General features: G+C 47.5%; 30 protein-coding genes. 2 read left to right on the top strand and 28 right to left on the bottom strand.

The features are described from left to right. Positions 1-75 precede the first annotated feature (75 nt). Positions 76-453, bottom strand: coding sequence for a hypothetical protein (locus tag ACFO8Q_RS15350; protein ID WP_380026689.1), 378 nt, complete (start codon positions 451-453; stop codon positions 76-78). 69 nt (positions 454-522) lie between these two features. Between ACFO8Q_RS15350 and ACFO8Q_RS15345 the strand changes: the two genes are divergently transcribed. Continuing rightward, positions 523-1,122 carry a hypothetical protein gene (locus ACFO8Q_RS15345; protein WP_380026688.1) on the top strand — a complete coding sequence of 200 codons (600 nt, stop codon included), beginning with the start codon at positions 523-525 and terminating at the stop codon, positions 1,120-1,122. Positions 1,123-1,140: 18 nt separating this feature from the next. Here the strand turns inward: ACFO8Q_RS15345 and ACFO8Q_RS15340 are convergent, their stop codons facing one another. Genes ACFO8Q_RS15340 through terS form a run of 12 tightly spaced genes read right to left on the bottom strand, consistent with a single transcriptional unit; the run spans position 1,141 to position 11,303 of the window. Beyond that, a complete protein-coding gene (locus ACFO8Q_RS15340; protein ID WP_380026687.1) occupies positions 1,141-2,115 on the bottom strand; it encodes a phage tail tube protein in 975 nt (324 codons plus the stop codon). Continuing rightward, complete coding sequence (locus ACFO8Q_RS15335; RefSeq protein ID WP_380026686.1) at positions 2,115-2,276, bottom strand: hypothetical protein; 162 nt, start codon at positions 2,274-2,276, stop codon at positions 2,115-2,117. Before ACFO8Q_RS15335 ends, ACFO8Q_RS15340 begins: the two co-directional genes overlap by 1 nt. Next, complete coding sequence (locus ACFO8Q_RS15330) at positions 2,276-2,683, bottom strand: hypothetical protein (protein ID WP_380026685.1); 408 nt, start codon at positions 2,681-2,683, stop codon at positions 2,276-2,278. The genes ACFO8Q_RS15335 and ACFO8Q_RS15330 overlap by 1 nt, the downstream gene beginning before the upstream one ends. Positions 2,684-2,697: 14 nt before the next feature. Then, entirely contained in the window at positions 2,698-3,222 is a 525-nt protein-coding gene (locus ACFO8Q_RS15325; RefSeq protein WP_380026684.1) for a phage virion morphogenesis protein, read from the bottom strand. Further along, a complete protein-coding gene (locus tag ACFO8Q_RS15320; RefSeq protein WP_380026683.1) occupies positions 3,222-3,767 on the bottom strand; it encodes a head-tail connector protein in 546 nt (181 codons plus the stop codon). Before ACFO8Q_RS15320 ends, ACFO8Q_RS15325 begins: the two co-directional genes overlap by 1 nt. A 57-nt stretch (positions 3,768-3,824) precedes the next feature. Further along, positions 3,825-4,043: a hypothetical protein gene (locus ACFO8Q_RS15315; protein ID WP_380026682.1), complete on the bottom strand. Its 219-nt coding sequence runs from the start codon at positions 4,041-4,043 to the stop codon at positions 3,825-3,827. A gap of 14 nt (positions 4,044-4,057) precedes the next feature. Then, the gene (locus ACFO8Q_RS15310; RefSeq protein WP_380026681.1) at positions 4,058-4,462 is read right to left on the bottom strand and encodes a hypothetical protein; all 405 of its coding nucleotides are present in this window, start codon (positions 4,460-4,462) and stop codon (positions 4,058-4,060) included. A gap of 52 nt (positions 4,463-4,514) precedes the next feature. Next, on the bottom strand, positions 4,515-5,750 hold the full coding sequence (locus tag ACFO8Q_RS15305; RefSeq protein ID WP_380026680.1) for a phage major capsid protein: 1,236 nt from the start codon (positions 5,748-5,750) through the stop codon (positions 4,515-4,517). Beyond that, the gene (locus ACFO8Q_RS15300) at positions 5,750-7,033 is read right to left on the bottom strand and encodes an HK97 family phage prohead protease (protein ID WP_380026679.1); all 1,284 of its coding nucleotides are present in this window, start codon (positions 7,031-7,033) and stop codon (positions 5,750-5,752) included. The genes ACFO8Q_RS15305 and ACFO8Q_RS15300 overlap by 1 nt, the downstream gene beginning before the upstream one ends. 4 nt (positions 7,034-7,037) lie before the next feature. After that, complete coding sequence (locus ACFO8Q_RS15295) at positions 7,038-9,101, bottom strand: phage portal protein (protein WP_380026678.1); 2,064 nt, start codon at positions 9,099-9,101, stop codon at positions 7,038-7,040. Positions 9,102-9,112: 11 nt separating this feature from the next. Next, on the bottom strand, positions 9,113-10,531 hold the full coding sequence (locus ACFO8Q_RS15290) for a terminase large subunit domain-containing protein (RefSeq protein WP_380026677.1): 1,419 nt from the start codon (positions 10,529-10,531) through the stop codon (positions 9,113-9,115). Continuing rightward, positions 10,509-11,303 (bottom strand): phage terminase small subunit, encoded by a 795-nt coding sequence (gene terS, locus ACFO8Q_RS15285; RefSeq protein WP_380026676.1) that lies wholly within the window; start codon positions 11,301-11,303, stop codon positions 10,509-10,511. Before terS ends, ACFO8Q_RS15290 begins: the two co-directional genes overlap by 23 nt. A 109-nt stretch (positions 11,304-11,412) precedes the next feature. On the opposite strand from terS, the gene ACFO8Q_RS15280 reads away from it, so the two are divergent. After that, entirely contained in the window at positions 11,413-11,745 is a 333-nt protein-coding gene (locus ACFO8Q_RS15280) for a hypothetical protein (RefSeq protein WP_380026675.1), read from the top strand. A gap of 55 nt (positions 11,746-11,800) precedes the next feature. Here ACFO8Q_RS15280 and ACFO8Q_RS15275 read toward each other — a convergent pair whose 3' ends face one another. The 15 genes from ACFO8Q_RS15275 to ACFO8Q_RS15205 form a co-directional block, all read right to left on the bottom strand. After that, a complete protein-coding gene (locus ACFO8Q_RS15275; RefSeq protein WP_380026674.1) occupies positions 11,801-12,052 on the bottom strand; it encodes a hypothetical protein in 252 nt (83 codons plus the stop codon). Positions 12,053-12,587: 535 nt separating this feature from the next. Then, a complete protein-coding gene (locus ACFO8Q_RS15270) occupies positions 12,588-12,794 on the bottom strand; it encodes an Acb2/Tad1 domain-containing protein (RefSeq protein ID WP_380026673.1) in 207 nt (68 codons plus the stop codon). A gap of 476 nt (positions 12,795-13,270) precedes the next feature. After that, positions 13,271-13,723 carry an ArpU family phage packaging/lysis transcriptional regulator gene (locus ACFO8Q_RS15265; RefSeq protein WP_380026672.1) on the bottom strand — a complete coding sequence of 151 codons (453 nt, stop codon included), beginning with the start codon at positions 13,721-13,723 and terminating at the stop codon, positions 13,271-13,273. Beyond that, the gene (locus ACFO8Q_RS15260; RefSeq protein ID WP_380026671.1) at positions 13,723-13,953 is read right to left on the bottom strand and encodes a hypothetical protein; all 231 of its coding nucleotides are present in this window, start codon (positions 13,951-13,953) and stop codon (positions 13,723-13,725) included. Before ACFO8Q_RS15260 ends, ACFO8Q_RS15265 begins: the two co-directional genes overlap by 1 nt. 74 nt (positions 13,954-14,027) lie before the next feature. Further along, positions 14,028-14,213, bottom strand: coding sequence for a hypothetical protein (locus ACFO8Q_RS15255; RefSeq protein WP_380026670.1), 186 nt, complete (start codon positions 14,211-14,213; stop codon positions 14,028-14,030). Next, positions 14,210-14,473, bottom strand: a complete 264-nt coding sequence (locus tag ACFO8Q_RS15250; RefSeq protein WP_380026669.1) for a hypothetical protein — start codon at positions 14,471-14,473, stop codon at positions 14,210-14,212. The genes ACFO8Q_RS15255 and ACFO8Q_RS15250 overlap by 4 nt, the downstream gene beginning before the upstream one ends. A gap of 138 nt (positions 14,474-14,611) precedes the next feature. After that, positions 14,612-15,148 carry an HNH endonuclease gene (locus ACFO8Q_RS15245; protein ID WP_380026668.1) on the bottom strand — a complete coding sequence of 179 codons (537 nt, stop codon included), beginning with the start codon at positions 15,146-15,148 and terminating at the stop codon, positions 14,612-14,614. Then, positions 15,145-15,687 (bottom strand): Holliday junction resolvase RecU, encoded by a 543-nt coding sequence (locus tag ACFO8Q_RS15240; RefSeq protein WP_380026667.1) that lies wholly within the window; start codon positions 15,685-15,687, stop codon positions 15,145-15,147. Before ACFO8Q_RS15240 ends, ACFO8Q_RS15245 begins: the two co-directional genes overlap by 4 nt. Beyond that, entirely contained in the window at positions 15,684-15,863 is a 180-nt protein-coding gene (locus ACFO8Q_RS15235; protein ID WP_380026666.1) for a hypothetical protein, read from the bottom strand. Before ACFO8Q_RS15235 ends, ACFO8Q_RS15240 begins: the two co-directional genes overlap by 4 nt. Next, positions 15,860-17,626, bottom strand: a complete 1,767-nt coding sequence (locus ACFO8Q_RS15230; RefSeq protein ID WP_380026665.1) for a DNA cytosine methyltransferase — start codon at positions 17,624-17,626, stop codon at positions 15,860-15,862. The genes ACFO8Q_RS15235 and ACFO8Q_RS15230 overlap by 4 nt, the downstream gene beginning before the upstream one ends. Next, entirely contained in the window at positions 17,623-17,844 is a 222-nt protein-coding gene (locus tag ACFO8Q_RS15225) for a hypothetical protein (protein WP_380026664.1), read from the bottom strand. Before ACFO8Q_RS15225 ends, ACFO8Q_RS15230 begins: the two co-directional genes overlap by 4 nt. Beyond that, positions 17,841-18,638 (bottom strand): adenine nucleotide alpha hydrolase family protein, encoded by a 798-nt coding sequence (locus ACFO8Q_RS15220; RefSeq protein WP_380026663.1) that lies wholly within the window; start codon positions 18,636-18,638, stop codon positions 17,841-17,843. Before ACFO8Q_RS15220 ends, ACFO8Q_RS15225 begins: the two co-directional genes overlap by 4 nt. Then, positions 18,635-19,000 (bottom strand): hypothetical protein, encoded by a 366-nt coding sequence (locus ACFO8Q_RS15215; RefSeq protein ID WP_380026662.1) that lies wholly within the window; start codon positions 18,998-19,000, stop codon positions 18,635-18,637. The genes ACFO8Q_RS15220 and ACFO8Q_RS15215 overlap by 4 nt, the downstream gene beginning before the upstream one ends. Positions 19,001-19,096: 96 nt before the next feature. Continuing rightward, positions 19,097-19,441 carry a hypothetical protein gene (locus ACFO8Q_RS15210; RefSeq protein WP_380026661.1) on the bottom strand — a complete coding sequence of 115 codons (345 nt, stop codon included), beginning with the start codon at positions 19,439-19,441 and terminating at the stop codon, positions 19,097-19,099. Further along, positions 19,438-20,262 (bottom strand): DnaD domain protein, encoded by an 825-nt coding sequence (locus ACFO8Q_RS15205; RefSeq protein WP_380026660.1) that lies wholly within the window; start codon positions 20,260-20,262, stop codon positions 19,438-19,440. The genes ACFO8Q_RS15210 and ACFO8Q_RS15205 overlap by 4 nt, the downstream gene beginning before the upstream one ends. Positions 20,263-20,303 lie beyond the last annotated feature (41 nt).

Below are 20,303 nucleotides of genomic sequence, written 5' to 3'. Positions count from 1 at the left end.
TCCTGCACATGAGGTAGAGGTCTATATATTCATTCTCGAATTGGCGACCGTTTTTCCAAAAGACGACCGCCTGACTTAGTTTTTTCGTTCAGCTGGTGTTAGGTTGTTCAGTGTGGCAACCTCTTTGTCTATTTTGGTGAATACATCATCGGCAAGTTCCTTTACGGTCTCAACTGAAATCTCCACGGCGTCCTCGCTCCAGGATGTGATAGAAGCGGTAATCATTCGGTATTCAATGTCCTTCAGCTTTTGGAGTACTTCCGGCGGGAACATGCCGTCTTTCGGAACCATTTTCCCATCCCTGTCCTCGTACTCCACGCCTTTCATGAGCTGCATGGTTTCCGTTTCGAATGCATCTTTTTCACCTTTTGAGAGAGTCCGTACATCTACCCAAAGACCGCCCTCAAATTCAATCCGCTTTGCATTCCGTTTCTTCGCAAACAAACTCGACATGTACAACACTCCTTGTGGTATTTTTAGGTAAATAGATTTAAAATATTTACAAGATAAGGGGGTATTAAAATGCAATACTGCAATCATTGTCAAAAAGAAGTTAAAACCAAAGAAAGCTATGGTTGGCAAACTTGGTTGATTGGTTTAGCAACATGGTTAATTGCAGGGCTGTATTTTAAACACGGCGGATGGAGTTTGGCCATTGCGTTTTTAGTTGCCGGCATATCAAGCCGAATATTTAAGGTTCGGCAATGTACTGAGTGCCAAAATAAAATCGGGAAATCCACCTCGGTCGCCGAATTAAATGAAGCCCAAGTATCCGCTAGTTCCGAAATCCTTTTAGATCAACAAAATTCTCAATCTGAAACTACTAAACCAACCACGTTGATTGGCGCTTTTAAAAAGGGTTACGATGAAGCAAAAAATAAACCTCGTTCGGAACAGGAGATTCAAAAAGATCTTACTCAGTTCGAAAAAGAATGGCGAGCTATCTACAAGGAAGATCCGCCTGAAGTTGGAAGACAGTTTATTCTTGAAGGCGGAAAACTCTACGAAGCCCATAAAATTGCTAGAAAAGAAACAGGCAAACCTGCGTCGGCATTAGGATACACGTTACGCAATGCCTTGAAAAACCAATCTGAAAGCAAAGACGAAAGGCACCCCTCGTAATGGGGGGTGCTTTCATCTTTAGTACGTATTCTTCGTGTTGATCAGAGTCACCTTCATTGCGTGAGCAGCAGTGGCATCATACTTCGCCGCACCGTTTACTTGTGCGGTGATTGCTCCTGCACCACCCGCGTTAATCGGGAACGTGGTGTATCGAAGTTTCGGGATGTCGATCGTTAGTTTGTAGTTGTATGTGCCGCTGATGAGTGCACCTACAAGTTCGATCTTTGCAGTTACTTCGTTTTGGTTCCGGAATCGGTTATACTCCGTCAAGTCTTTCGGATCAAATGTGAAGTTGACCGGGAATGAGCGTTTGCCGTTCCTCCAGATTCGATTGATTTCTTTGGTTCCATCTAAGGTTGCCCGGCCTTCCATATTGTTTTCGATACCAAACTCTAAAGTCTGAACGTCCGAATTGGCAGCCGCATTGATCGTGACTGTTGCCTGATGCCACAGGAACGGGTTTGTCGTTTCAAAACTTGGCGTTGTCTTTGCAATCAATGCAAGTTTCTTGGCAATAACATTCATGACTGCCTGCATGATCTTGGTGTCCGTTCCGAACGAGAACATTAAACTGTTCGCCACGGCACCTGCATATTGAAACGCGTTCTCCAGATCCCGGTGAACCTCAAACGTGTAGGGTGGCAAAGCGCAAACGTTGGAGAAGTTAGTCTGGACCGGAGTAAATACATGCTGATACACAGTCGGATTCCCGACTGCATCCGGTTGCGTAGTAACCGGAGCCCCCCAGGCCATACGCAAAATATGACCCAGCACATTCGGGTACACGTCAAAGGAAACGTCACCAGAAATGGTATGAAGCCCCTCAAAAGATGCTCCTTCATCAAACTTCGCGTCCAACGCTTCGGAAATAACTTGTTCGATCTCCTCGGTAAGACTTTCAGAAACAAATTTCAGATAATCCGTAGCTGCTACCGCAGTTCCCCAAGTCGTTTCTTTCCCGAGTCCTACATGAGACAGAGATCCATACGGCATTACTTGTCACCGTCCTTTTCTTTGGATTTCTTTTCAATCACATCAAAAAGCCCGGATTCATGCAGGGATTTGTTAAAATCCACTACATCACCAGGTTTAAAAACTCCGTATCCGGGGATTTCTCGTTCCTCATCCCCTATAAACGTCATTTTTTTCGTCATCAATATGCCTCCTTCACCGTAGCATGTAAGCTTACTTCGGCCATCATGAGAGGGTTGTTTTGGTTTGTCACGGCAAAAATTTCGCCGGTTGCAACGTTTTGAAACAAAACAGTTCCCCCGAGTGTTGGATTGTTTCGAAAGGCTGTTAAGGTACTAACCAAAAGGGTTTTGATATCCGTTTGTGCCTTTTCCGCATCTTGAAGGGGGACATATAAACGGACGATCCACTTCCAAGTAACCTCTTTCCTTCGCGTGGCGTTATCTTCTTGTTCAAACCCATCGAGAAATAGGGTAGCAGCTGGGAGTTGGGTGATGGTTTTTGGCTCGTTGCCGAAGGTTTTCTTAAGCCCTGTGACTGTTTGCAAAGTAGAGACGATATTGGTTTCAATCGCTGTAAGATCTGCCATTTACACCCTCCTTTCTAAAACTTCTCGATGGCTTGACGGACTCCGGCGGCAAAGAGACTTTCGATTTTCCCGCTACTTTGCATACGTTCGATGGTCCCTCGCATATACCGTTTTTCTTTGATGGTGACTTTTTTGGCGAACACCCATTTGCTAATCTTCTTCGGATTTTTCAGGCGCTTGCCACTCTTCCCGACGATCTGACTTCCGGATTGCACTTGGAAAGCAAGCATCTTCGCGCGCTTCGGTTTAATCACGCCGCCGTATTCGTGAATCGCTGCGTATTTCACATCAGAACCTATGATTCCTTTTTTTCCATCTGGACTGATCTCACCCATGATGCTTGCCCGAAGCCGTCCTTTGTCTATTAATTCAATGTCGGTGATCGTTTTCTTGACCTCACCGACAGCTTCTGTGACAACGGCATCCAGACCCATTTTAATTGCCCTTGGAGCTAATTCTTTATGTTGCCGAAGTAATCGGAGGGTGCCAGCATCAGGACGGATCTCAAGATCGATCGGTGCCCTTGCTTTTGTCACCATCAGATCAACACCTTCCTGTGAGGCGATAACAAGGCTTTCACCTGACGCGGCCAATCCTCGGGTCTCATTACAAATCCTTCTCCGAAAGTGGTGGAGAAGTCGGCGATTTCCGTTTTGAAGTAGAACTTCACCAGATGCTTACAAGCAAGTTCCACATCCGAAGGAATCGCGGCATAACCTGCTTGGTAGGTTACTTTGAGATTCAGAATGCCTTTGTCCCACATGGCATTCATCCGCACGACAATACCGGATTCTTTTCGGGTTTTGTATTCCGTTGCGGCGACTACAACATCGTCAATCTTGATCGATGTGATGGAGGAAATCGGATACTGCTTGAGATACAAGTTCTGGCTTCCCGTTCCGTCGTATTCCTCATCTGTGTAGGTAGCCTGTTTCATCTTCCGACGACAGTATTTTTCAATCGCTTCCGATGCCGCGTTAATAAGAAATTCGATAATCGAATCCTTGCTGGTATCGGTCGTGTCAATATCGAGGTAAGATTTGGTCGACGCCAGATCCGTGAGCGCATTTGCGTTAAGGGGCATTTATATCCCTTCTTTCAGATACAAAGGGCCAAGTCAAAAGACTCAGCCCATGTCTGTTTACTTCGTTTCTTCTGGTCCCTGATCCGCTTTGTTTTCGGGAACTGGTTTCTTTTTGGTTTCCTTTGCCCAGCCTTCGTCTAAAAAGACTTTGGCAAGACTTTCCGGCATTTCAGGAGAGGGAACTTCGAAGATATCCCCTTTTTTATAATCATTCACTCGAATGCCGTCAGGAGAACCTGGCATTGACTGGACAATTTCAATCCGCTTTTCACTCACTTGAGATTACCCCCTTACACCGGCATATGCCGTGCATGGCCACGAACCACAACCGCGCTCATCGGAAGGCTTGCGCCAGTTCCAGCAATGGAAGACACAATCACACGGACAAATTTCTTCGATCCGATATATCCCCGCTTATAAACAGTCTCATCGTTCGTGGTGTCAATTGTTGCAGGAAGAGCCCCACCGAGCAGATCGGCAGCTGCCACATCCGTATAGGTCGCATCGTCACTCGATTCTTGGATTTTGATTGTCGCGGTCGGAGTCGTTCCTGCGAACGTACCAAGATCGATAAGGATAGTAGCGCTCTCATATCCTGAGAGATTGACCCCGGTTCCGTTGAGAACGGCAGCTACTGCTTGCGCTCGAATAGATTGAGCAGGAGACACGTTGTTATACAAATCTTTCGTTGCCATTTAGATCACTCCTTAAAGTTAAGTAAATGAAGGGGCCAATAAGGCCCCATTGTTATACAGCTACCTTCAGTTTCTTAATTGCTTCTGCCAGTACCACTTGACCGCCAACGCGCTTCCAACCGAGGAATCCGATCTGACCGCTTGCCGCATGAAGCTCGTTTAAGCGTTGAATTGTGATTTGGATCCGGTCGATGATGGTATATCCTCGACGGAAATCACCGAACACCACCGGATAAGCGTTTGCCGCTACAGCAGGCATGTCTACGCACTCCTCATACGGACGATCCAGGATGGTTGCAGGGGTTGCGGCTCCTGCAATACCCGGCTGCCAAAGGTAGTTGCCTTGACTATCTTTGAACTGACGGACCTTTTTCAGCGTGGAGCGCTTCATGAGCCAAGACGCATTCCGTGCATACGCATCTTTCAGCTCGAAGTACAGAGAAATTAGACTGTCTGCGGTAATGTCCGATGCATTTCCGCTTACAATTTCCCCTATGCTTGTATTGGTAAGAACCCCCTCTGGCTGCCCGATTCCGGAACCGGTGATAAACGCAGTTCCTTCCGCTACGCCAAACTGTTCCTGCATTTCCATCTTAATTTCGGATTCCAGATCGAACACTGCATCTTCTAAAGATTGACGGCTGATTCGGATGTCTGCATACATTTCGTGGGTTGGGATATCTTCCAATCCGTATTTAGTGCCGGTCGTTTCAGTACGAGTTCCACGTTCGGATGTCCATTGTGCGGAATGTGTACCTGTGCGCACCGGGATTTGCACACTCTTTGAAGTCGTTTGACGAACTCGCGCGAGATTGCGGAGGGGCGAGAATTCAACCACACCTTTGATAATCTCACGGATGTACTCCGGAGTGACCAGGTAACCCGCTTGGGTGTCGTTGTCCGTTGCCAATGCCTTAAGTTCAGGCGTCCAAAGGGAACGGTCGATCAGATACTTCTTTTGATCAGGGGTTAGGTCGTTCCCGAGACCGAGATTCTTCAACCCGCCAAAAAGGGCGTTCTTGTACTCGGCATGGAACTCGTTTTCCTGTTCTTTCGCTTCACCGCCGCCAAACACACGGGAACGGGCCAGCTTTTTCTCAATCTCCTGGCCTTTTTTCTCGATTTCATCCAACTTCGTGTTGATATTATCGAGCTGTTCTTTGGTTTCCTGAGTGGCGGCACCAAACTTCTTAATTTCCTCGTCGTGGCGCTTGTCCACTTCTTGGAACTGGGTCCACACGGATTTCATTTCGTCTAACGCTTGTTTTAATTCTGCAGTCATAGTCATTATCGACTCACTCCTTGTTTTTTCATTTGGTCAAGCAGATCCTTCACGAACTGGATTGTTTCCGGGTTCGTTTCGGTAGTGGCGGCTCCATTCGAGTTGAAGTGGTTGCCCGGCTTCAGATCGGCAAGGAGTGCCTTTATAGCAGAAACAGCCTCATCATCCTCTTGGGACGGGGCCGTTGTGCTTTGATTCTTTTTGTCGTCATTGGGGTCTGCTGCATCGAGCAATGATTGTAACGCCGAAATCGCATCTTGCACCAATTTCTTATTTTTGTCACTCAGCACCCGGCCGGCTTTCAGTTCTTTTGAAAGCCATTCAACACTTTTCAAAGCGGGACTGAGATCATCCAAGGTTTGATCCTGTGGTGTTTGGTTTTTCTTTTCTTGTTCGAATTCAGCTCTAGCGGTTTCAAGCTTCTGCAATCCTTCCTTGGTGAACACTCCTGACTCAACGGCTCGCGTCACCCAATCCCGAATCGTTTCTTTGTATGCGTCAATGTCGGTAGCAATGGCATCCTGCTTCGCAGTGATGTTTGTATCCTGCAAGATCCTCCAAATCTCACTTTGCAAGATGTCGTTGTACATCCAGAAGTCACGAAATATGGAGACGCGCTGCAGTTTTCCGTAAAAATCTTTTCTTTCCGTGTTCACGGTGATCACCTCTCTTTCAGGTTCCTTAAGGCTTTTGACGGCCTCCTGCCACTGTTTTAATTCATGTTCCAAGGCAAGGATCAGATCTTCCGATTGCAGCTCCCCTTTTCGGAGGATACGTTCGACCTGTTCCATCCGCTTGGCCAGTTGGTCCGTCGTTTCGAGTGACTTGATACTGGTGACTGGGGTTTCAGAATTCATTCCAAGCGTGACCAAAGAATATTCAAATACTTTCAGTTCTTTCAAGAAACGGCCGCCCTTCTTGTCAGGCTCCGCTTTAATCGTGGCATATCCGAAGGAATGCTCCGTGATGACCTTTTCCTCGATCAGGACCAAAACATCTTTCCCCGTTGTCGTTGGTGCCACTTTGGTTTCGTGATATGCTCCGTAGCTATCTTCCTTTAGTACTAACGGTTTCCCGATCGGATAGAACATATCATGTTGGTAGAGACACTTTATCCGGTTTTTCCCACTCGGTCCCCACTCATTAAAGGACTTCTGAAAAGCTCCGGCTAATACCGTGTCCCCGCCGGAATCCTTGACGTTGAACGAAGAGAAATATCCGGTGAAGATCCCCTGCTTTTGGTCGATATCTTTGACCTCGAAGGGGATGGATTTATATTCGCGGTTCATTGGATCACCTCACAGTCTTGTAAGTTTGGGTACATCTGCACTGCACCAGATTGTCAGCAGACGCTCCATTTGTGCTATCTCCCGGGAAAATGAGTTTTTCACCTTTCACCACAAACGGCTCGTCCAATTTCTTTCGTTGACCATTGGCTTTCTTATGCCACTCCCTCGTCCGTTTTCCGGGAGTAGCCAACCAGTCTTTTTCGAGCTTCAATTCTGTTTGTTCAGCTGCGAAATGGGAACCTGCATTCGAACTGGATATGACTTCCGTTCGGGCTATGAGGGTTGATCGATAGCCCTGAAACTCGTCGTACAGGTCGCTAATTCTCTCTGCGATTTCATCAATGGTTTCGCCTTCCTCAATCGCCTCGTCCACCTCTTGCTTCAGGGCTTCTAAGGTCGTGTCCAAAAGTAAAGGAATTTTACTTCCAACATTTTCTGCTATCCAGGATTTTACCCCTGAAGCAAACACATCGAATTCTTTCGTTTCGCGGAAGACAAATTCGGACTTAAACCCTTCACTCACCCGTTTTCCAAAGTCGGTAATAACATCCACATTGACCTGGGTCATAAACTTTGCCCAAGGTTTCTCTTGCTTCTTGACCACAGAAGAAAGGCGATCTAGCAAACCATCGGTACTGCTTCCGACAGCTTTCAAAATCGCCTTTTTCTCGTCTTTGAACCGTTTTTTAGTTCGTTTTTCAACTGCTTTATACCAACCCGTCCGCGCACGTTCAAAGGCCTTCCAATGTTCCGCGTGCTGCTCGGCAGTTTGCAAGTTGAACACCTTCAAAGACATAGGACCTATAGATTTCGGCTCGTCCTCTTCTGGTTCAGGATTTCCACCAGCTTCACCCTCATCATCTTCCTGATTCATCGGCACCATGCCTGCGGGTATCCATTGGATATCCGCATCCGGTACATCATCCATTCCGAGTTCCAACCGTTCATTAATTTTGGAGAAGGGAACGCCCATCTGCCAGAGAGTTTGCCCTGCTTTCACCTTATCCTCAAACTTCTCTTGCAGGGCTGGAACGTCAGACAAATCCGGCTCCACCCAAAGGTTATCTCCGAACCGCGGTGTAATATCGTGATTAATTCGAGCGCAATCGTCTTCCAATTCAGGGATAAGTGTATCTTCCCATAATGCCTGCTTTGCAGTTTGGTAATTGTTGTAGCTGGAGTATTCATTGAACCCAATTAAGATCGGATCAACTCCAAAGGCGGAACAGACTTCCACCACCCCAAACTTCATGGAAAGCAGAAAGTCCATTTCAACAGGTGTCATGGCAAACGACTGCCACTTAAGTCCCGCTTCCATCAACACTGGCTTTCTCGCATTCGGTGACCCGCTGATCTTCTCTTTGATTTCTTCTTTCAAGCGATCAAACTGCGGATCCGACAAATTGGAATCTGTAGAAAATCCACCTGGAGGAACCGCGCGATTTTCCATCGCGTTTTTGTTCCAATCCCGCGCTTCGTTTAAGGTGTCCACCGTTTTCGCAGCTGCTTGAAGTGGACCCATGCCTAGAAAATCATCACCTGGATCGAACCGTGTAAAGTGGACGATTTCTTCCGGTTCAAACCTTTGAGTTGCTCCGTCGATCGTATACTCATATCCAGAGATAAAATCCGTTCTCGATGGAATAGGTGCAACACGATCTGGACGCAGGGGCCAAATCTCGACAGGTCGTCCTCCTACCTCTACCACGTACCAAAAGTTGTTTCCCGACAGATTCAAATACGTCATGCGGGATTTCGTTAAATAAGTTCCAGGCATTTTGGGGTTCGGTCGCTGCAACAACAGTTCAAGCGGATGCTCATGCACACGTTGCCACTCAACTTTTCGGATCCCGACTTTTTTCCATACCACCAAAGGAACCGAAGCCACTTGGTCAGCTTTTTTCCTTACACACGCATACACCCATGTACATGCTTTATATCCTTCGCGTACCGCCTTATCGGTACTCCAGCTGTTGTAATGCGGCATGCCGTGTTGTGCACCAACTAAAAAAACAGCCCCACGAGAAGCTGCCTTCAGTAACCATTGTGCAATTCGTTCTCGGATCAAACTCTCACCTCCTAACCCAGTTCGCGGATTCTTGGTTTCGGACCAAACACGTCGTTATAGAGTGAGTATCGTTTTGCGTCTTGCGTATGATTGTCTTTATCCTCCGGTTCTTCCTGATGTTGTCCGTCTTTGTTTTGTTTGAAACGGTAGTTTTCGGTTTCCTTAATGGTGTTAGAGGCAGAACGGGCAATGTACAAATTAGGCCGTCCGGTATCGCCTTTCACTTTATATAGAGAATCCACATGACGAATTCCCGGACCTATCGCATTATCCGCAGGTAAAACAGGCAAGTGATAACGTTGATATGTCGATATATCCTCCGGTTCGGACGGGTCCGCCCAGATCTCGGACATTGGATACTTTGTGTTCAGCTCTACGTACCGTTTCACTAAACAGTCCTGCAAATGACCTTGGTTATCGACCACCAAAACATTTTTATGTTGCAGGTAACTTTCCTCAATAATGTAATAATCCTCGTTGGTGCATCCTACCACCAAGAGAACCGCTGGGTCATTCCATCCGTGGTCCATGCCTCCGATGTACCGCTTAAAAATCACTTGTTTTTCCGTACCATCCGGATAACGGACTTTAAAAAGTCGCTTGGCCAGATCGATCGGCTCAATGTCGACCACATGAACATTTCGGTCGAACTCGTCATAGACCTGCCCGTGGAACACGTTGAACTTCGCGAATATCTCCCGTTTGACGTAACGTTCGGGGTACGTTTCGATCATACGCTGGATGTTTTTCTGAAGCTCCGGAATTGGGTTATCAATCGATGTCCAGTAAAAGTTCCGCCATTCAGGATCATTTTGATACCGGTCCTCTTCCAATCCGGCATCGATAAACTGACCCCGCAATACGATGTCTTCCGCAAACCAATTGATTCCCTCCGGTGTAGTCGTCCAGATCGTCCAACCGCCTTTGTCAGCGAGTGAGTAGGACAAATACCCTGACCACACTTCCGGTTTCATCTTGGACGCTTCGTCGAGCCACACACCGGCAAGACCACGACCAACCAGCTTCTTCGGGTTTTCTGCCGATTTGAACCGAATCAGGATGTACCCTTTCAGCCAGATAAAGTTTCCTGACGCGTTCCAGTCTTCGATCATTTCTTCAGGAATCACCAGGGAGAGTTCTTCCTGTTGGATCTCGGACATGTTGTAGTCAGGAGCCACACACCAGTATTCCAAACGCGGTTTTGGCTTTTTAACCTTCTTTCGGTTTTTCGGAGGCTTGTACGGTAGACCTTTACCAGCCTCGATGTCAGCCAGAATATTGTCAAAGAATTTGCGAGCTCCTACATTGGTTTTTCCACCACGTCGACCGCAGTTCATGACCACGTTTCGAGCGTCACATTCCATGACCTCAATTTGTTTGGCATGCGGTGTCCAGTCGGCAAAGGGGTCAACTTGAAGTACTGCCGTCACGTGACCACCTCCGGACGACTACCTGAGTCGGCTGCTTCTCTTTGTCTTCCTGCAACTCTTGGATTTCCAGTTTGGTCTTTTCGATATCAAGCTGCATTTGTTGGATCTTGAGTCGTCGTTCGTCATCTTCCCTGCTCATTTCAAGGAACTGCCGAATGAGAGAACGCAGTTCGGATATCGCCCGGGATTGAGCATTCAGATAAGTGGCGTACTTATCCCAAGGCATTTGGTATTCCCACTCTTCTTCGAGGTAGGTTACTTGAAGATCCACGCCATCACCGTTTCGAACCAATTCCCCATCGGACTTTCTCTTTTTGAGAACCTTCGTGATGTCGTCCTGGTCTCGAACGTACATGATCTTTAAGGCCCGAATGATGGCCATATACTTGATTTCGATCATGTCCCAGATCATATCCGCAGGGGATCGTTCTCCAACCTGGTCGATTATTTCTCTCATTTCGTCATCGTCAGGTAGGTATTTACGAAAGAAGCCATGTGTTACGGCTTTATCATTTCGTGGAGGTCCACCCGGGCCGCCCGAGTTTCCAACGGCATTTTTGTTTCCTCTGGGAGCTCCGCCGCGCTTCTTGTTTGTTGTACAACTTTCCTCTGATTGTTGTACAACATTCCATTTGTCACGTTGCTTCCAAACGGCCACAACCTTTTCGTTTTCGCCAATCATGTCAGCGATTTGCCGGTTGGTGATGTTGCCGCCATGTTCCAGCCAGATTTGATAGGCTTTGTCTCGGTTTGGATTTCGCTGTCGGGGCATTACATCATCACCCACCTCCGTTGTTTGTGTTGGTTTTGTCGAAATCTTTTTGTCCCTTCGACAGAAAAACTGAACATTGATAGACTGATAATATAAAGGAGTTGATTAAATGAAGGTATCTTACCGACAAGCGTACGGCGATTACACAATCGTTGTGCAGGAAATTGTACAAGGCCGCTTCGATCTGTTTGTGTTATTCAACCCACCATATTCTCACAATCAAACCCGATGCGACCTTGAAAGTTACGAGAACGAATTCACTGCAAAACGTGCAGCCGAACAGTTCCCGGCGATGTACGATGTCGCAAAACAAGAAGGATTCCGGTTGATATACGGCGAATTCAGACATCCTGACGGAAGAGAAGTCCATGTTTCATATTCTTTGGATTTAGACCGATCTCCTGACAACTTCAGGCGATTTCTCCAAGGTAAGACCCTATAGCCACCTCGCCGGTGGTTCTTTTTTATGCAAAATAAAAAGCACCCGAAGGTGCTTCTCAAAATTCATTATTCGATTCCACAAAGTCAATTCCGCTAGCGGTAATTTTTGCTTGGTAGGCTGATTTGTGGTAAACCTTGAATTCAGCCAATCCTTTGTCTTTAAGGTATTCATATGCTAATACATGTTCGCTATCCTCATTTGGTTCACGCGGTATTACCTTCGGTTCACCTTTGTGAGTAAAATGGTGTTCATATAGATCCTTGAGCAGTGCTAGTCGTAATTCTTTTCTTTTATCTCCTACATCCATTTTTATCATCCTCCCCCTTACTCATTCTGTAAGTTGGAAAGGAATTCCTTCTAATCCTTCAACATCCTCCGAAAATGCCTATACCTCTCATCCACATGACGATTTGCCTTTTCCATGTGACGGTAATTTCCGTATTTCTCATAAAGAATTCGGTAATAGTTCGCCCGTCTTTCATGCCATTCGTACCAGAAGTTACTCCAGGCTTTCAAAAAGGATTTCATTTCCTTACCACGCTCCACCCTTTATCCCTGACACACCGCAGAAAAGGACATACAACTTTTGTGCCAGCCTCGCTCTTCCAAATGCATCCGGCGCAGGGATGCGACTTCTTTTGTGGTTGAGAAAACACGCTCTCCCACATGCGAAATTGTTCATCAGGAGATAACCTCGCGAACTCTCCATCTTCATGGATCATTTGCTTTTTCCATTCGGAATACTTCACGGGTAGACCCCCTTTTTAAACGCCATCAAAAAGGCCCTCCGACCATTCCGAGGATTCCCTCGATATGATAGAGAGCCGATTTCATGGCGCTTATTATTCGTTACGAGCAATTGCAGCGTTTGCCCAAAACACAACCTGTTCTAAGTTCGTAATGGCAAGCGACTTTTCGCGAGAATTAACGCATAACTCGTCAATGAGATATGCAAACTCTTTCGCTTTTTCTCGGAGAGCCGAATACTTTTCTGGCTGTCCAGGTTTCGGCGCATGATAGGTGAAATTGTTTTCGATTTGCTGGTTCATTCATTGTTTCCCCTCTCAAAATAAAGTGGCCGCCTGCTCCACCTACGCAGACGACCGCGACGGCCACAATTGCCGCCCTTCCTTATATGTAGTATGCGCACCACCGATCCGCTCAAATGCTTGCCGACAGCGGCAAATTACTTGATTGTTTGCCCTCACTCCTTAAAAAGTGAAGGCACCCGGGTAAAGGTGCCTTCGATGTGGGGGTAGGGGGATTCCAAAAGGGTCAATGGGAAACCTTTTGGTCAATTTGCAGGTCATCCCTGCCGTTCGCACCCCGACTCACTCTAAAACCCTGTTGTAAAACAAGGCGTCAACAAGAATGTCAGAGTACCAACGCCGGACCGAACCAGCGGGAAAGGAATCAGGATGACGAATCAGATTTTCACTGGCTGCCCTACTACGATAGTATCACGCTCACAAACAAATGTTCTGCCATTATCCTGCCAAAAGTCTGCCATTTTTTTGCCACAATTTTAAGTTTGATCTGGTTCTTTTATCACTTCCAACTTCAGAGCAAACGCGAGTTTATAGAAGGCCCTTCCCTTGATTCGGTAATACGTCCTCTCACTCATATGCAATCCGTGGTACGTTTCATAGTCTGTCATGTCCGGATCCGTGAGGTATCGCTTCTCAATCACCTCTCGTTCTTTTCGGCCAAGTCGGTATACAGCAAGACGAACCTTCTTCACATGCAACTGGCGGTGCAATTCGGTGTCAACGTTCTTTTGAGCTACATCTTCCGTAGAGCTATGAAAAGCGTTAGTATTCGATGGTGGCGTTTCAGAGTATCCTGGTGTTACTTTCGCCTCATGACCCGGATGAAAACCGATTTGTTCATACAAAAGACACGTTTCCAGTGCCTCCTCTACCCTCTTCCTTGTAGCTTCCCGATCTATTTCCGGCAATTTGAAAGCCAGTTGTCCCATTAAAGCACCACCTTTCCCAGTGTCATTTTCGCCGATCTGTAGCCCATCCCCGTGTCTTGACGCACCTTTGAAACGGACATACAATCACAGTGGCTTGTTCGGAAGCCCACATGCACCCGGAGCAGGGGTGCTTGGTTTCGGGCTTTTTTCTTTTCTTTGCTGGAATCGTAGGGTGTGAGAGTTCCGCGGTGATCGTTATGGCAGATCAGCATTAAGGTGGTTTGTTTCATCACGTTCTCCCTCGCATTCTTGGCATCGGTTTATCAATCGCCGTTCCTCGTCTCCTTCGAAGAAATCCCAACAATCAAGGCAGACGAATTGCAAACTCACGTTTTCTCTCCACTTTCGAACGAATAAATTCTTTCAGCTGTTCGGTGTCTGGGTGGCGTTCGATAAATTTGTTTAGCTGTGCATCCAAGCTATCTTCCGGACAATAGATTCGGGCGAAGTCTTCAAAAGCGGTTACTAGATATCCGATCTCTGGGGTCATCGTTTGACCTCCCCTTTTTTCCCGCCCCAATAACCGTCGTAAACCGTAATCGTATCATCGGTAGCAGGCTCTTTTTGTTTACAGGCAATCGCGTTTTTGGTGATTTTCTTACCATACTTTCCGCCGCCTTGGGCGTAGCAGAAGAACAATGTCCGATGTGAAAACCTAATCGCCTGTATAAATTTACATTCGGAGCAGGTTCCGTTCGGATGGTCCTTTCCCTTTACAAGAGTTTCGGGGAAAAACTCCTCTTGAATCATAACGACCCCTCCTACCACGGCCATGCGGTTCCCATTATCGCTGCAATGACAGCCGTTAAGATCACCGTCATCGCCGCAATTTGAACCCGTTCGATTGTTTTCCGATTCATGCGCTCTTCCCCTTTCCATTTCCCTTCTTTAATTCTGTAAAGCCTCTTGCGAAAACGGATAATACTTTTCTCGCGCTTGTGCTACCACCGCTTTCGCCTCTTGCAAATCGTCAAAATATCCAAGGTGCTTTTCTTTTCCGTTGAGTTTCACTCGTGCCTGCCATTTTCCAACGTCCTTACGCCACATAACCCCTTGTACTCCACTTTTACTGCTTTTATAGGCCCCTTTTAGATTTTGTCTATTCTGCGCCGAAGTCAGGATTCTTAAGTTCGCTTTTCGATTATCAAGAGTGTCATGATTTATGTGATCCACAACCTGACCTTTGCTTGGATTCATCAACAATCTGTGCAATTGGAAGTGTTTTATCTTTCCGTTTTCGAATCTATAACCTCGTACATAGTAAGACTGAGTATGATTGTCAAAGCAGGCATACCAGTTGACAGAGCTGGTTTTCACCAGATCTAAATCATCGGTATCGATTTTTGCTATCAAGCACTCATTAGACCTCTTTCGTTCTAGGAAAATAATCGTGATATCACCATGGATTTCGAAATGGTTTTTCACTCTATTACCTCCTGAGGAAGTTTTTTCGGTTGCAAAAGTTTGTCTATAATCGATAAGTAGTCTACAGGAACTCCGCGGGTTGATGGGATAACGTGACATGTATAATTCAATTCCTCGAAAGATATAGACTTAGGGCCACCTTCTTTTGCTTTATCCCAGGCTTGCACAATCATTTTTGCGGGAACGAAGAATCGAATGTCATGTCTTACAAACTCAATTATCGAAAAGGCGATTGCCCCTTGCTCTAAACAGTCATTCAGATGTTTCACTTGATGTTCATGAAAATTATTAAGTGGGAATCTGTTGACTTCTTTAGTCGATTTTGATTCAAACTGGAGAGCCCGGGCGCGATACACACCCTCATAGTCCACGGTGCTGGCTTTCTCCAAGTGCCCTTCAACTCTGCCATTTCGATGTGTACGAAGAATCTTGACTGGGGTCGGTCGTTTGTTTACGACCGCCCAGCGTTTTTGTCGATACACCGTGTTGGTGTATTCGATCAGGTTTTCCAGACCCATTCCACGGTTAGCTTGGCTCATTCTGCCGCCACCTCCGATTCCGGGATCTCTTCCATCTCCCCGTGCCCAACTGTCGCCAGGTAGTCATCGTCCAGACAAACTGGGCAGCAAACAGCGCTTTGATCCTCATAAGCCTGCTCGACCGCAAAGGTCACGCAGCAATCTTCGCATTCGTATATGTGATACGATCTTTTCATTGGTACACGACCTCCGATTCACTATGATCATCTTCCGGCATAACCCAAATTTCTTCTGCCGACATCAACCAATCGCCCAACAGGTTGGCCATGAGTGTGGTAAGGATGGTTTCTGCAATCGCCCGAGCTGCTGCCGGTGGTACGGCGTTTCCGATCCACTCCCTGCATTTGGCGTCGCTGCCTCCTTCCAGTTGAAACGGCCGTCCGTCTGACAAATGGGTAGGAAATCCTTGAAGCATCGCCAGCTCGTATGTTGTTAGCGGTCGGTGCCAGGTTCCGTCCTCTGCAATAATCACCCAAACGCCGTTTTCGGTATCTTGTGGAATTCTCGGATCGGCGACCGCCGTTGCTCCTGCGTGAATATCCCCTGCACCTATGACAGTCTTCGCTGGCTCGTCCCATGATTGAACGCCGTATGAGCCGGAACGAGGTCTACAGTCGAGTCGAGGATCGGCTACACAAAGGCCTCCAGAACTGGGTCCTGTCCCGCTTGCCACTGTACCGGATACTTCGTTCCAATTTGTTATTTTAAAGGCGTGGTTAAATTTCGGCCCGTTCTCCCCGACCCTTGGGTCATTAATACAAGGTGCCCCATTGTTTGGTCTATGTGCGCCCGTTACGGTATTAGCCGATTCCTCCCATTTGCTTACCCGGTAGATCGCCCCATGGGTCCCTTCCTTGAATCCGGTTCGTGGATCGGCAATCGATACCGGAGCATTCATGATCCTCCCCGCAGACCGGATTGTCTGTGAAGGTTGATCCCACCCCTGTACCCCGTATCCACTCGGGTACATCGACTCCAGGGTAAGGCGCGGATCTGAAACTGCTGCAACACCATTGCTTCCACCGAACCTTGCACTCCCTGTGACCGCCCCGCTCGGTTGATTCCAGTCTGCGACACCCAATGCTCCGACCCTTGGAACGTGAGTGATCCGGTACTTTTGCCATTCCACTTTTTCAAGGTCCCGCCAATCTCCCTCAGCTGGTATCAGGGCCAGGCGTACCCAAGTTTTCCACTGCAACCGGGGCAATCGGTGCATCGGCCCGCCTGCAGGATCGTCTGGTAACGGCAGCGGTCCCAAAACCTCCCCGATGGTACGGACCCGCTTTTTAGGAGGTTTATAGACAAACGGCATCACTTTACGCTCATTACGCGCTATCAGCAGATACCGCTTTCTATGTTGCGCCAGTCCTCCGATCTCCCCGCAATCATGGCTGCCTTCGTGTACTGCGTACCCGTAAGATTTCAGCAGGGACTTTATTTCATCCAGCAATTCGGCTCCCCTGGTCGTGATCCTAGTCACGTTCTCGAGCAGAAAAAGTGCTGGAAGATCATGTTCGAAAGCGTCCAGGCACAACTTGATACCTCTCACTGTCAGTTTGTTCAACGCCTGATACTTTTTCGTTTTTGCCGACTTCTCTGGAAGAAGTCCACTGAATCCTTTGCAAGGAGGGCTGGTAAACACTACATCCGGGGCCACCCCGTTACAAGCCCGCCAGATATCGTATGGCTCGACTTCTCTCCAATCGGCCGGCGGCTCTATCCCGTGGAAGTCGATATATTGCTCCCTGGAGAACAGATCCATGCACGCTGCCGGGGAACCCGTGATAGTTTCATAGTTTCGGCAAACATCGGGGTCAGCATCAATGCCGAGGACGTTTTCAATCTCCCCGACTATTCCCCGATACTCTTGTTTTGCCTGTTTGAATCCCAAAGACCCACCGCCTATTCCGCAAAATAAATGCAGTGCTTTAAACTTCATTCCACCAACTCCTTTGCAAACAACGTCAACTGTATCGGCTCTGGATCAGCTTCGCGCACCCAACCGCTATCAATCCAACTCTTGAAGATGTGTTTTCGGAACTGCGGGAATACTGGTTGACCGGCTTTACGGTGATTATCGCTCCATATCCAGTGAGTCTTGGCCTCAACCATTTCTACGGAGGGATCAATATAGACTCTGCCCATCCCACTGCTCACACCCCGCACATCCCTTCACATTCGTTCACGAATAGGTCCAGTTCCAATTGATCTTCCTGGAGATCCACTTCATCTAGCGGTTTCCCCGACCGGTGCAAATATGCCTCTCCTTTGAATCTAGGCAACTTACGAATCGCATTATCTATTTTCACTGCATCCGACCATGCTTCAGGATCTCTTCGTTTCATATCTAACCATTGGCGGTCACTATGGAATGGACACCCAATACAGGATGACTTTGGCGGTTCCGGGTATCCGTTTTTTCTCATCCAGGCGAGACAATCAGACCGCGTCATCCTCTGATCGATCAGTGGGTATCGATGTATGATCCAAGGGACCCGACTTGGCTTCATGCGTTGCACTTCGTCCAGCGAAATTCCCATGTGGAGATTGACTTTTTCCTTGATTCGTTGCCGAGGATAGTATCCCAAACGTTCCCGAATTTCCTTGTGGATCGGTTCAATCTTGTATTCCTTTGTGCATTGCCTGCGGGACATTCCGATTTCGCCGTCTTGGTTCCGAACATAGATGGGAATAGATACAAATCGCGCTCTTTTGCCTTCGACCGATAGGAGTATGTCCTCTCGGATGTTGCCCTTCATGGTTCGATAGACCGGGATTCCGTGCTTTTCAGATTCGGCCACCAGCCACCGAAGGTGATTGTAGACACTCTCTGGCTCCCACCCGGTATCCGAAAAAACTGCAAAGTCAGGTTTGAAGTCTAACTCCCCCTTGCAGGCCATTAGGAGTAGCGTCGTGCTTTGTACTCCGGCGCCCAAACTGATAACGTTCACTCCCACCTTACCACCTGACGTATTCTCAGTTTCTTGATCCACTGATACAGAGCAAATTTCTGAATACCTAACAGTTGCGCCACCACATCCATGCTGGTGTGATTCCGGTTCAACTCCTCAACGACAATCTCTCGGATTGGCTTGCCATGGATCTTTTCTAACAAGGCCATCTTGGGCGGTTTGGCTTGATAGCAATCAGCGCTGCAGTATCCCTGCTTACGCTTGTACCCGTGCCCCCGCGGAAGACGTGTTCCGCAGTTCAAGCAGTTTTTTGACTCCAAGAGCATTTGCCTGATGACTTCCCTTTCGTCTGCGGTATTTAGGCGATAGCCATGAAAGTGAATTTTAGGTGTAGCTCCCATTGCTCACCCTCCCCTCTCGAATCGCATACAGAACCCGGTACAATTCCTCAAGTGTGGAATTCCGGTCTTTGATCACATACATGGCTTGGGCGTAGGTCATGAAGCAACATCACTCCCCATTCCTCTAAGTTCCCTGATGAGACGCTCCAAACGGTTGTATAACTTGATGGCACTCCGGAACTCCCCAGACTCAGAATTCAATTTCTCGATCTTCTCTGCACCTCTTACAAGACGTTCGAGTAGACCTGCGTATTCAAGTGGGGTCACATACTTCATGGTGACTTCCATCACCTTGTTGATCTCGGCCACATTCATCTGTCCGATTTCTCTTTTGTCGCCCAAAGCGTAAATGATTCGCTCGTCGATTTGCTTAGGCTTATACTCGAGCAAGGCGAAAAGTTCGATCAGCTGCATGCGAAGCGTTTTGATATCCGCGCTCATTTCAACCCCGCCTTTCGGAGTTTATCAAGGTATTCTGATTTCACCTTTTTTTGTTTTGGCCGAAACAGCGGTTTTTGCTCTCCTGTTTCAGGTTTGTTATTGGCTTGGGCCTGCAGATCCCGCCTGTAATCGGCAATGGTTTTAATATTTCGGACTGTCCAAGCATCGAGGATACGCCAAAGGTATTTGGGGTATTCAGCCTGATTGTTCCGTGCATCCTCAAGAGCTAGGAGAATTAACTCAATCTCCATTCCCTCATCGAGATAGCTGCCTATCATCTCAAAATGGGACTGTTTCATCGTTGTGCAAAATGTTTGTTCGAATTCTTGGCGAATTGTTTCCCAAGCATCCGGAATTGACTCCCGCGCGCGCGCGTTTAACTTACCTTCTAGCTTACTAACTAACTTACTAACATTAGTGTCAGGGAAGTTGTCAGGCAGGTTGTCGGTGAAGTTGTCGGCAAACCTGTCAGGGAAGTTGTCGGGAAAGTTGTCAGCCACGCTGACAGGTTCCTTGACAACCCTTTTTTGAATAGCAGAAACTAAGTCGAATTCTAAGGTGTATATGCCTTCCGACTTCCCTCGTGATGGAGGCTTGTAATGAAAGAGTCCTGCCTGAGAAACTTTGTGCCTTACATTGTTTAGGGATTCCCGATTCTTGAAGCCTGCTTTGTAGATGAGCTCGGTATTGGTCATCACGAATGTTCTTGCCCAGGCCAGCTTCATACTTTTGCGCCACAGTGCTAAAAGCAGGGTTAGTCCTTCAGGCCCGAACATTTCGAGTCCACCAATATTCTCAAGCTGATCTAACAGGTCTTCCAAGGTTGGTTGCTTACCGATGGGAATCCCCTCCTTTCTCAGTT

Source organism: Effusibacillus consociatus, from assembly GCF_042652925.1.
GTDB lineage: Bacteria > Bacillota > Bacilli > Tumebacillales > Effusibacillaceae > Effusibacillus > Effusibacillus consociatus.
This window is presented reverse-complemented; position numbering and strand designations above follow the sequence as displayed.

Bases quoted from the DNA above. Each gene is read 5' to 3' on its own strand.
- ACFO8Q_RS15350 (WP_380026689.1), bottom strand. From the start codon at position 453: ATGTCGAGTTTGTTTGCGAAGAAACGGAATGCAAAGCGGATTGAATTT.
- ACFO8Q_RS15345 (WP_380026688.1), top strand. From the start codon at position 523: ATGCAATACTGCAATCATTGTCAAAAAGAAGTTAAAACCAAAGAAAGC.
- ACFO8Q_RS15340 (WP_380026687.1), bottom strand. From the start codon at position 2,115: ATGCCGTATGGATCTCTGTCTCATGTAGGACTCGGGAAAGAAACGACT.
- ACFO8Q_RS15335 (WP_380026686.1), bottom strand. From the start codon at position 2,276: ATGACGAAAAAAATGACGTTTATAGGGGATGAGGAACGAGAAATCCCC.
- ACFO8Q_RS15330 (WP_380026685.1), bottom strand. From the start codon at position 2,683: ATGGCAGATCTTACAGCGATTGAAACCAATATCGTCTCTACTTTGCAA.
- ACFO8Q_RS15325 (WP_380026684.1), bottom strand. From the start codon at position 3,222: ATGGTGACAAAAGCAAGGGCACCGATCGATCTTGAGATCCGTCCTGAT.
- ACFO8Q_RS15320 (WP_380026683.1), bottom strand. From the start codon at position 3,767: ATGCCCCTTAACGCAAATGCGCTCACGGATCTGGCGTCGACCAAATCT.
- ACFO8Q_RS15310 (WP_380026681.1), bottom strand. From the start codon at position 4,462: ATGGCAACGAAAGATTTGTATAACAACGTGTCTCCTGCTCAATCTATT.
- ACFO8Q_RS15305 (WP_380026680.1), bottom strand. From the start codon at position 5,750: ATGACTATGACTGCAGAATTAAAACAAGCGTTAGACGAAATGAAATCC.
- ACFO8Q_RS15300 (WP_380026679.1), bottom strand. From the start codon at position 7,033: ATGAACCGCGAATATAAATCCATCCCCTTCGAGGTCAAAGATATCGAC.
- terS (WP_380026676.1), bottom strand. From the start codon at position 11,303: ATGCCCCGACAGCGAAATCCAAACCGAGACAAAGCCTATCAAATCTGG.
- ACFO8Q_RS15280 (WP_380026675.1), top strand. From the start codon at position 11,413: ATGAAGGTATCTTACCGACAAGCGTACGGCGATTACACAATCGTTGTG.
- ACFO8Q_RS15275 (WP_380026674.1), bottom strand. From the start codon at position 12,052: ATGGATGTAGGAGATAAAAGAAAAGAATTACGACTAGCACTGCTCAAG.
- ACFO8Q_RS15270 (WP_380026673.1), bottom strand. From the start codon at position 12,794: ATGAACCAGCAAATCGAAAACAATTTCACCTATCATGCGCCGAAACCT.
- ACFO8Q_RS15265 (WP_380026672.1), bottom strand. From the start codon at position 13,723: ATGGGACAACTGGCTTTCAAATTGCCGGAAATAGATCGGGAAGCTACA.
- ACFO8Q_RS15260 (WP_380026671.1), bottom strand. From the start codon at position 13,953: ATGAAACAAACCACCTTAATGCTGATCTGCCATAACGATCACCGCGGA.
- ACFO8Q_RS15255 (WP_380026670.1), bottom strand. From the start codon at position 14,213: ATGACCCCAGAGATCGGATATCTAGTAACCGCTTTTGAAGACTTCGCC.
- ACFO8Q_RS15250 (WP_380026669.1), bottom strand. From the start codon at position 14,473: ATGATTCAAGAGGAGTTTTTCCCCGAAACTCTTGTAAAGGGAAAGGAC.
- ACFO8Q_RS15240 (WP_380026667.1), bottom strand. From the start codon at position 15,687: ATGAGCCAAGCTAACCGTGGAATGGGTCTGGAAAACCTGATCGAATAC.
- ACFO8Q_RS15235 (WP_380026666.1), bottom strand. From the start codon at position 15,863: ATGAAAAGATCGTATCACATATACGAATGCGAAGATTGCTGCGTGACC.
- ACFO8Q_RS15230 (WP_380026665.1), bottom strand. From the start codon at position 17,626: ATGAAGTTTAAAGCACTGCATTTATTTTGCGGAATAGGCGGTGGGTCT.
- ACFO8Q_RS15215 (WP_380026662.1), bottom strand. From the start codon at position 19,000: ATGGGAGCTACACCTAAAATTCACTTTCATGGCTATCGCCTAAATACC.
- ACFO8Q_RS15210 (WP_380026661.1), bottom strand. From the start codon at position 19,441: ATGAGCGCGGATATCAAAACGCTTCGCATGCAGCTGATCGAACTTTTC.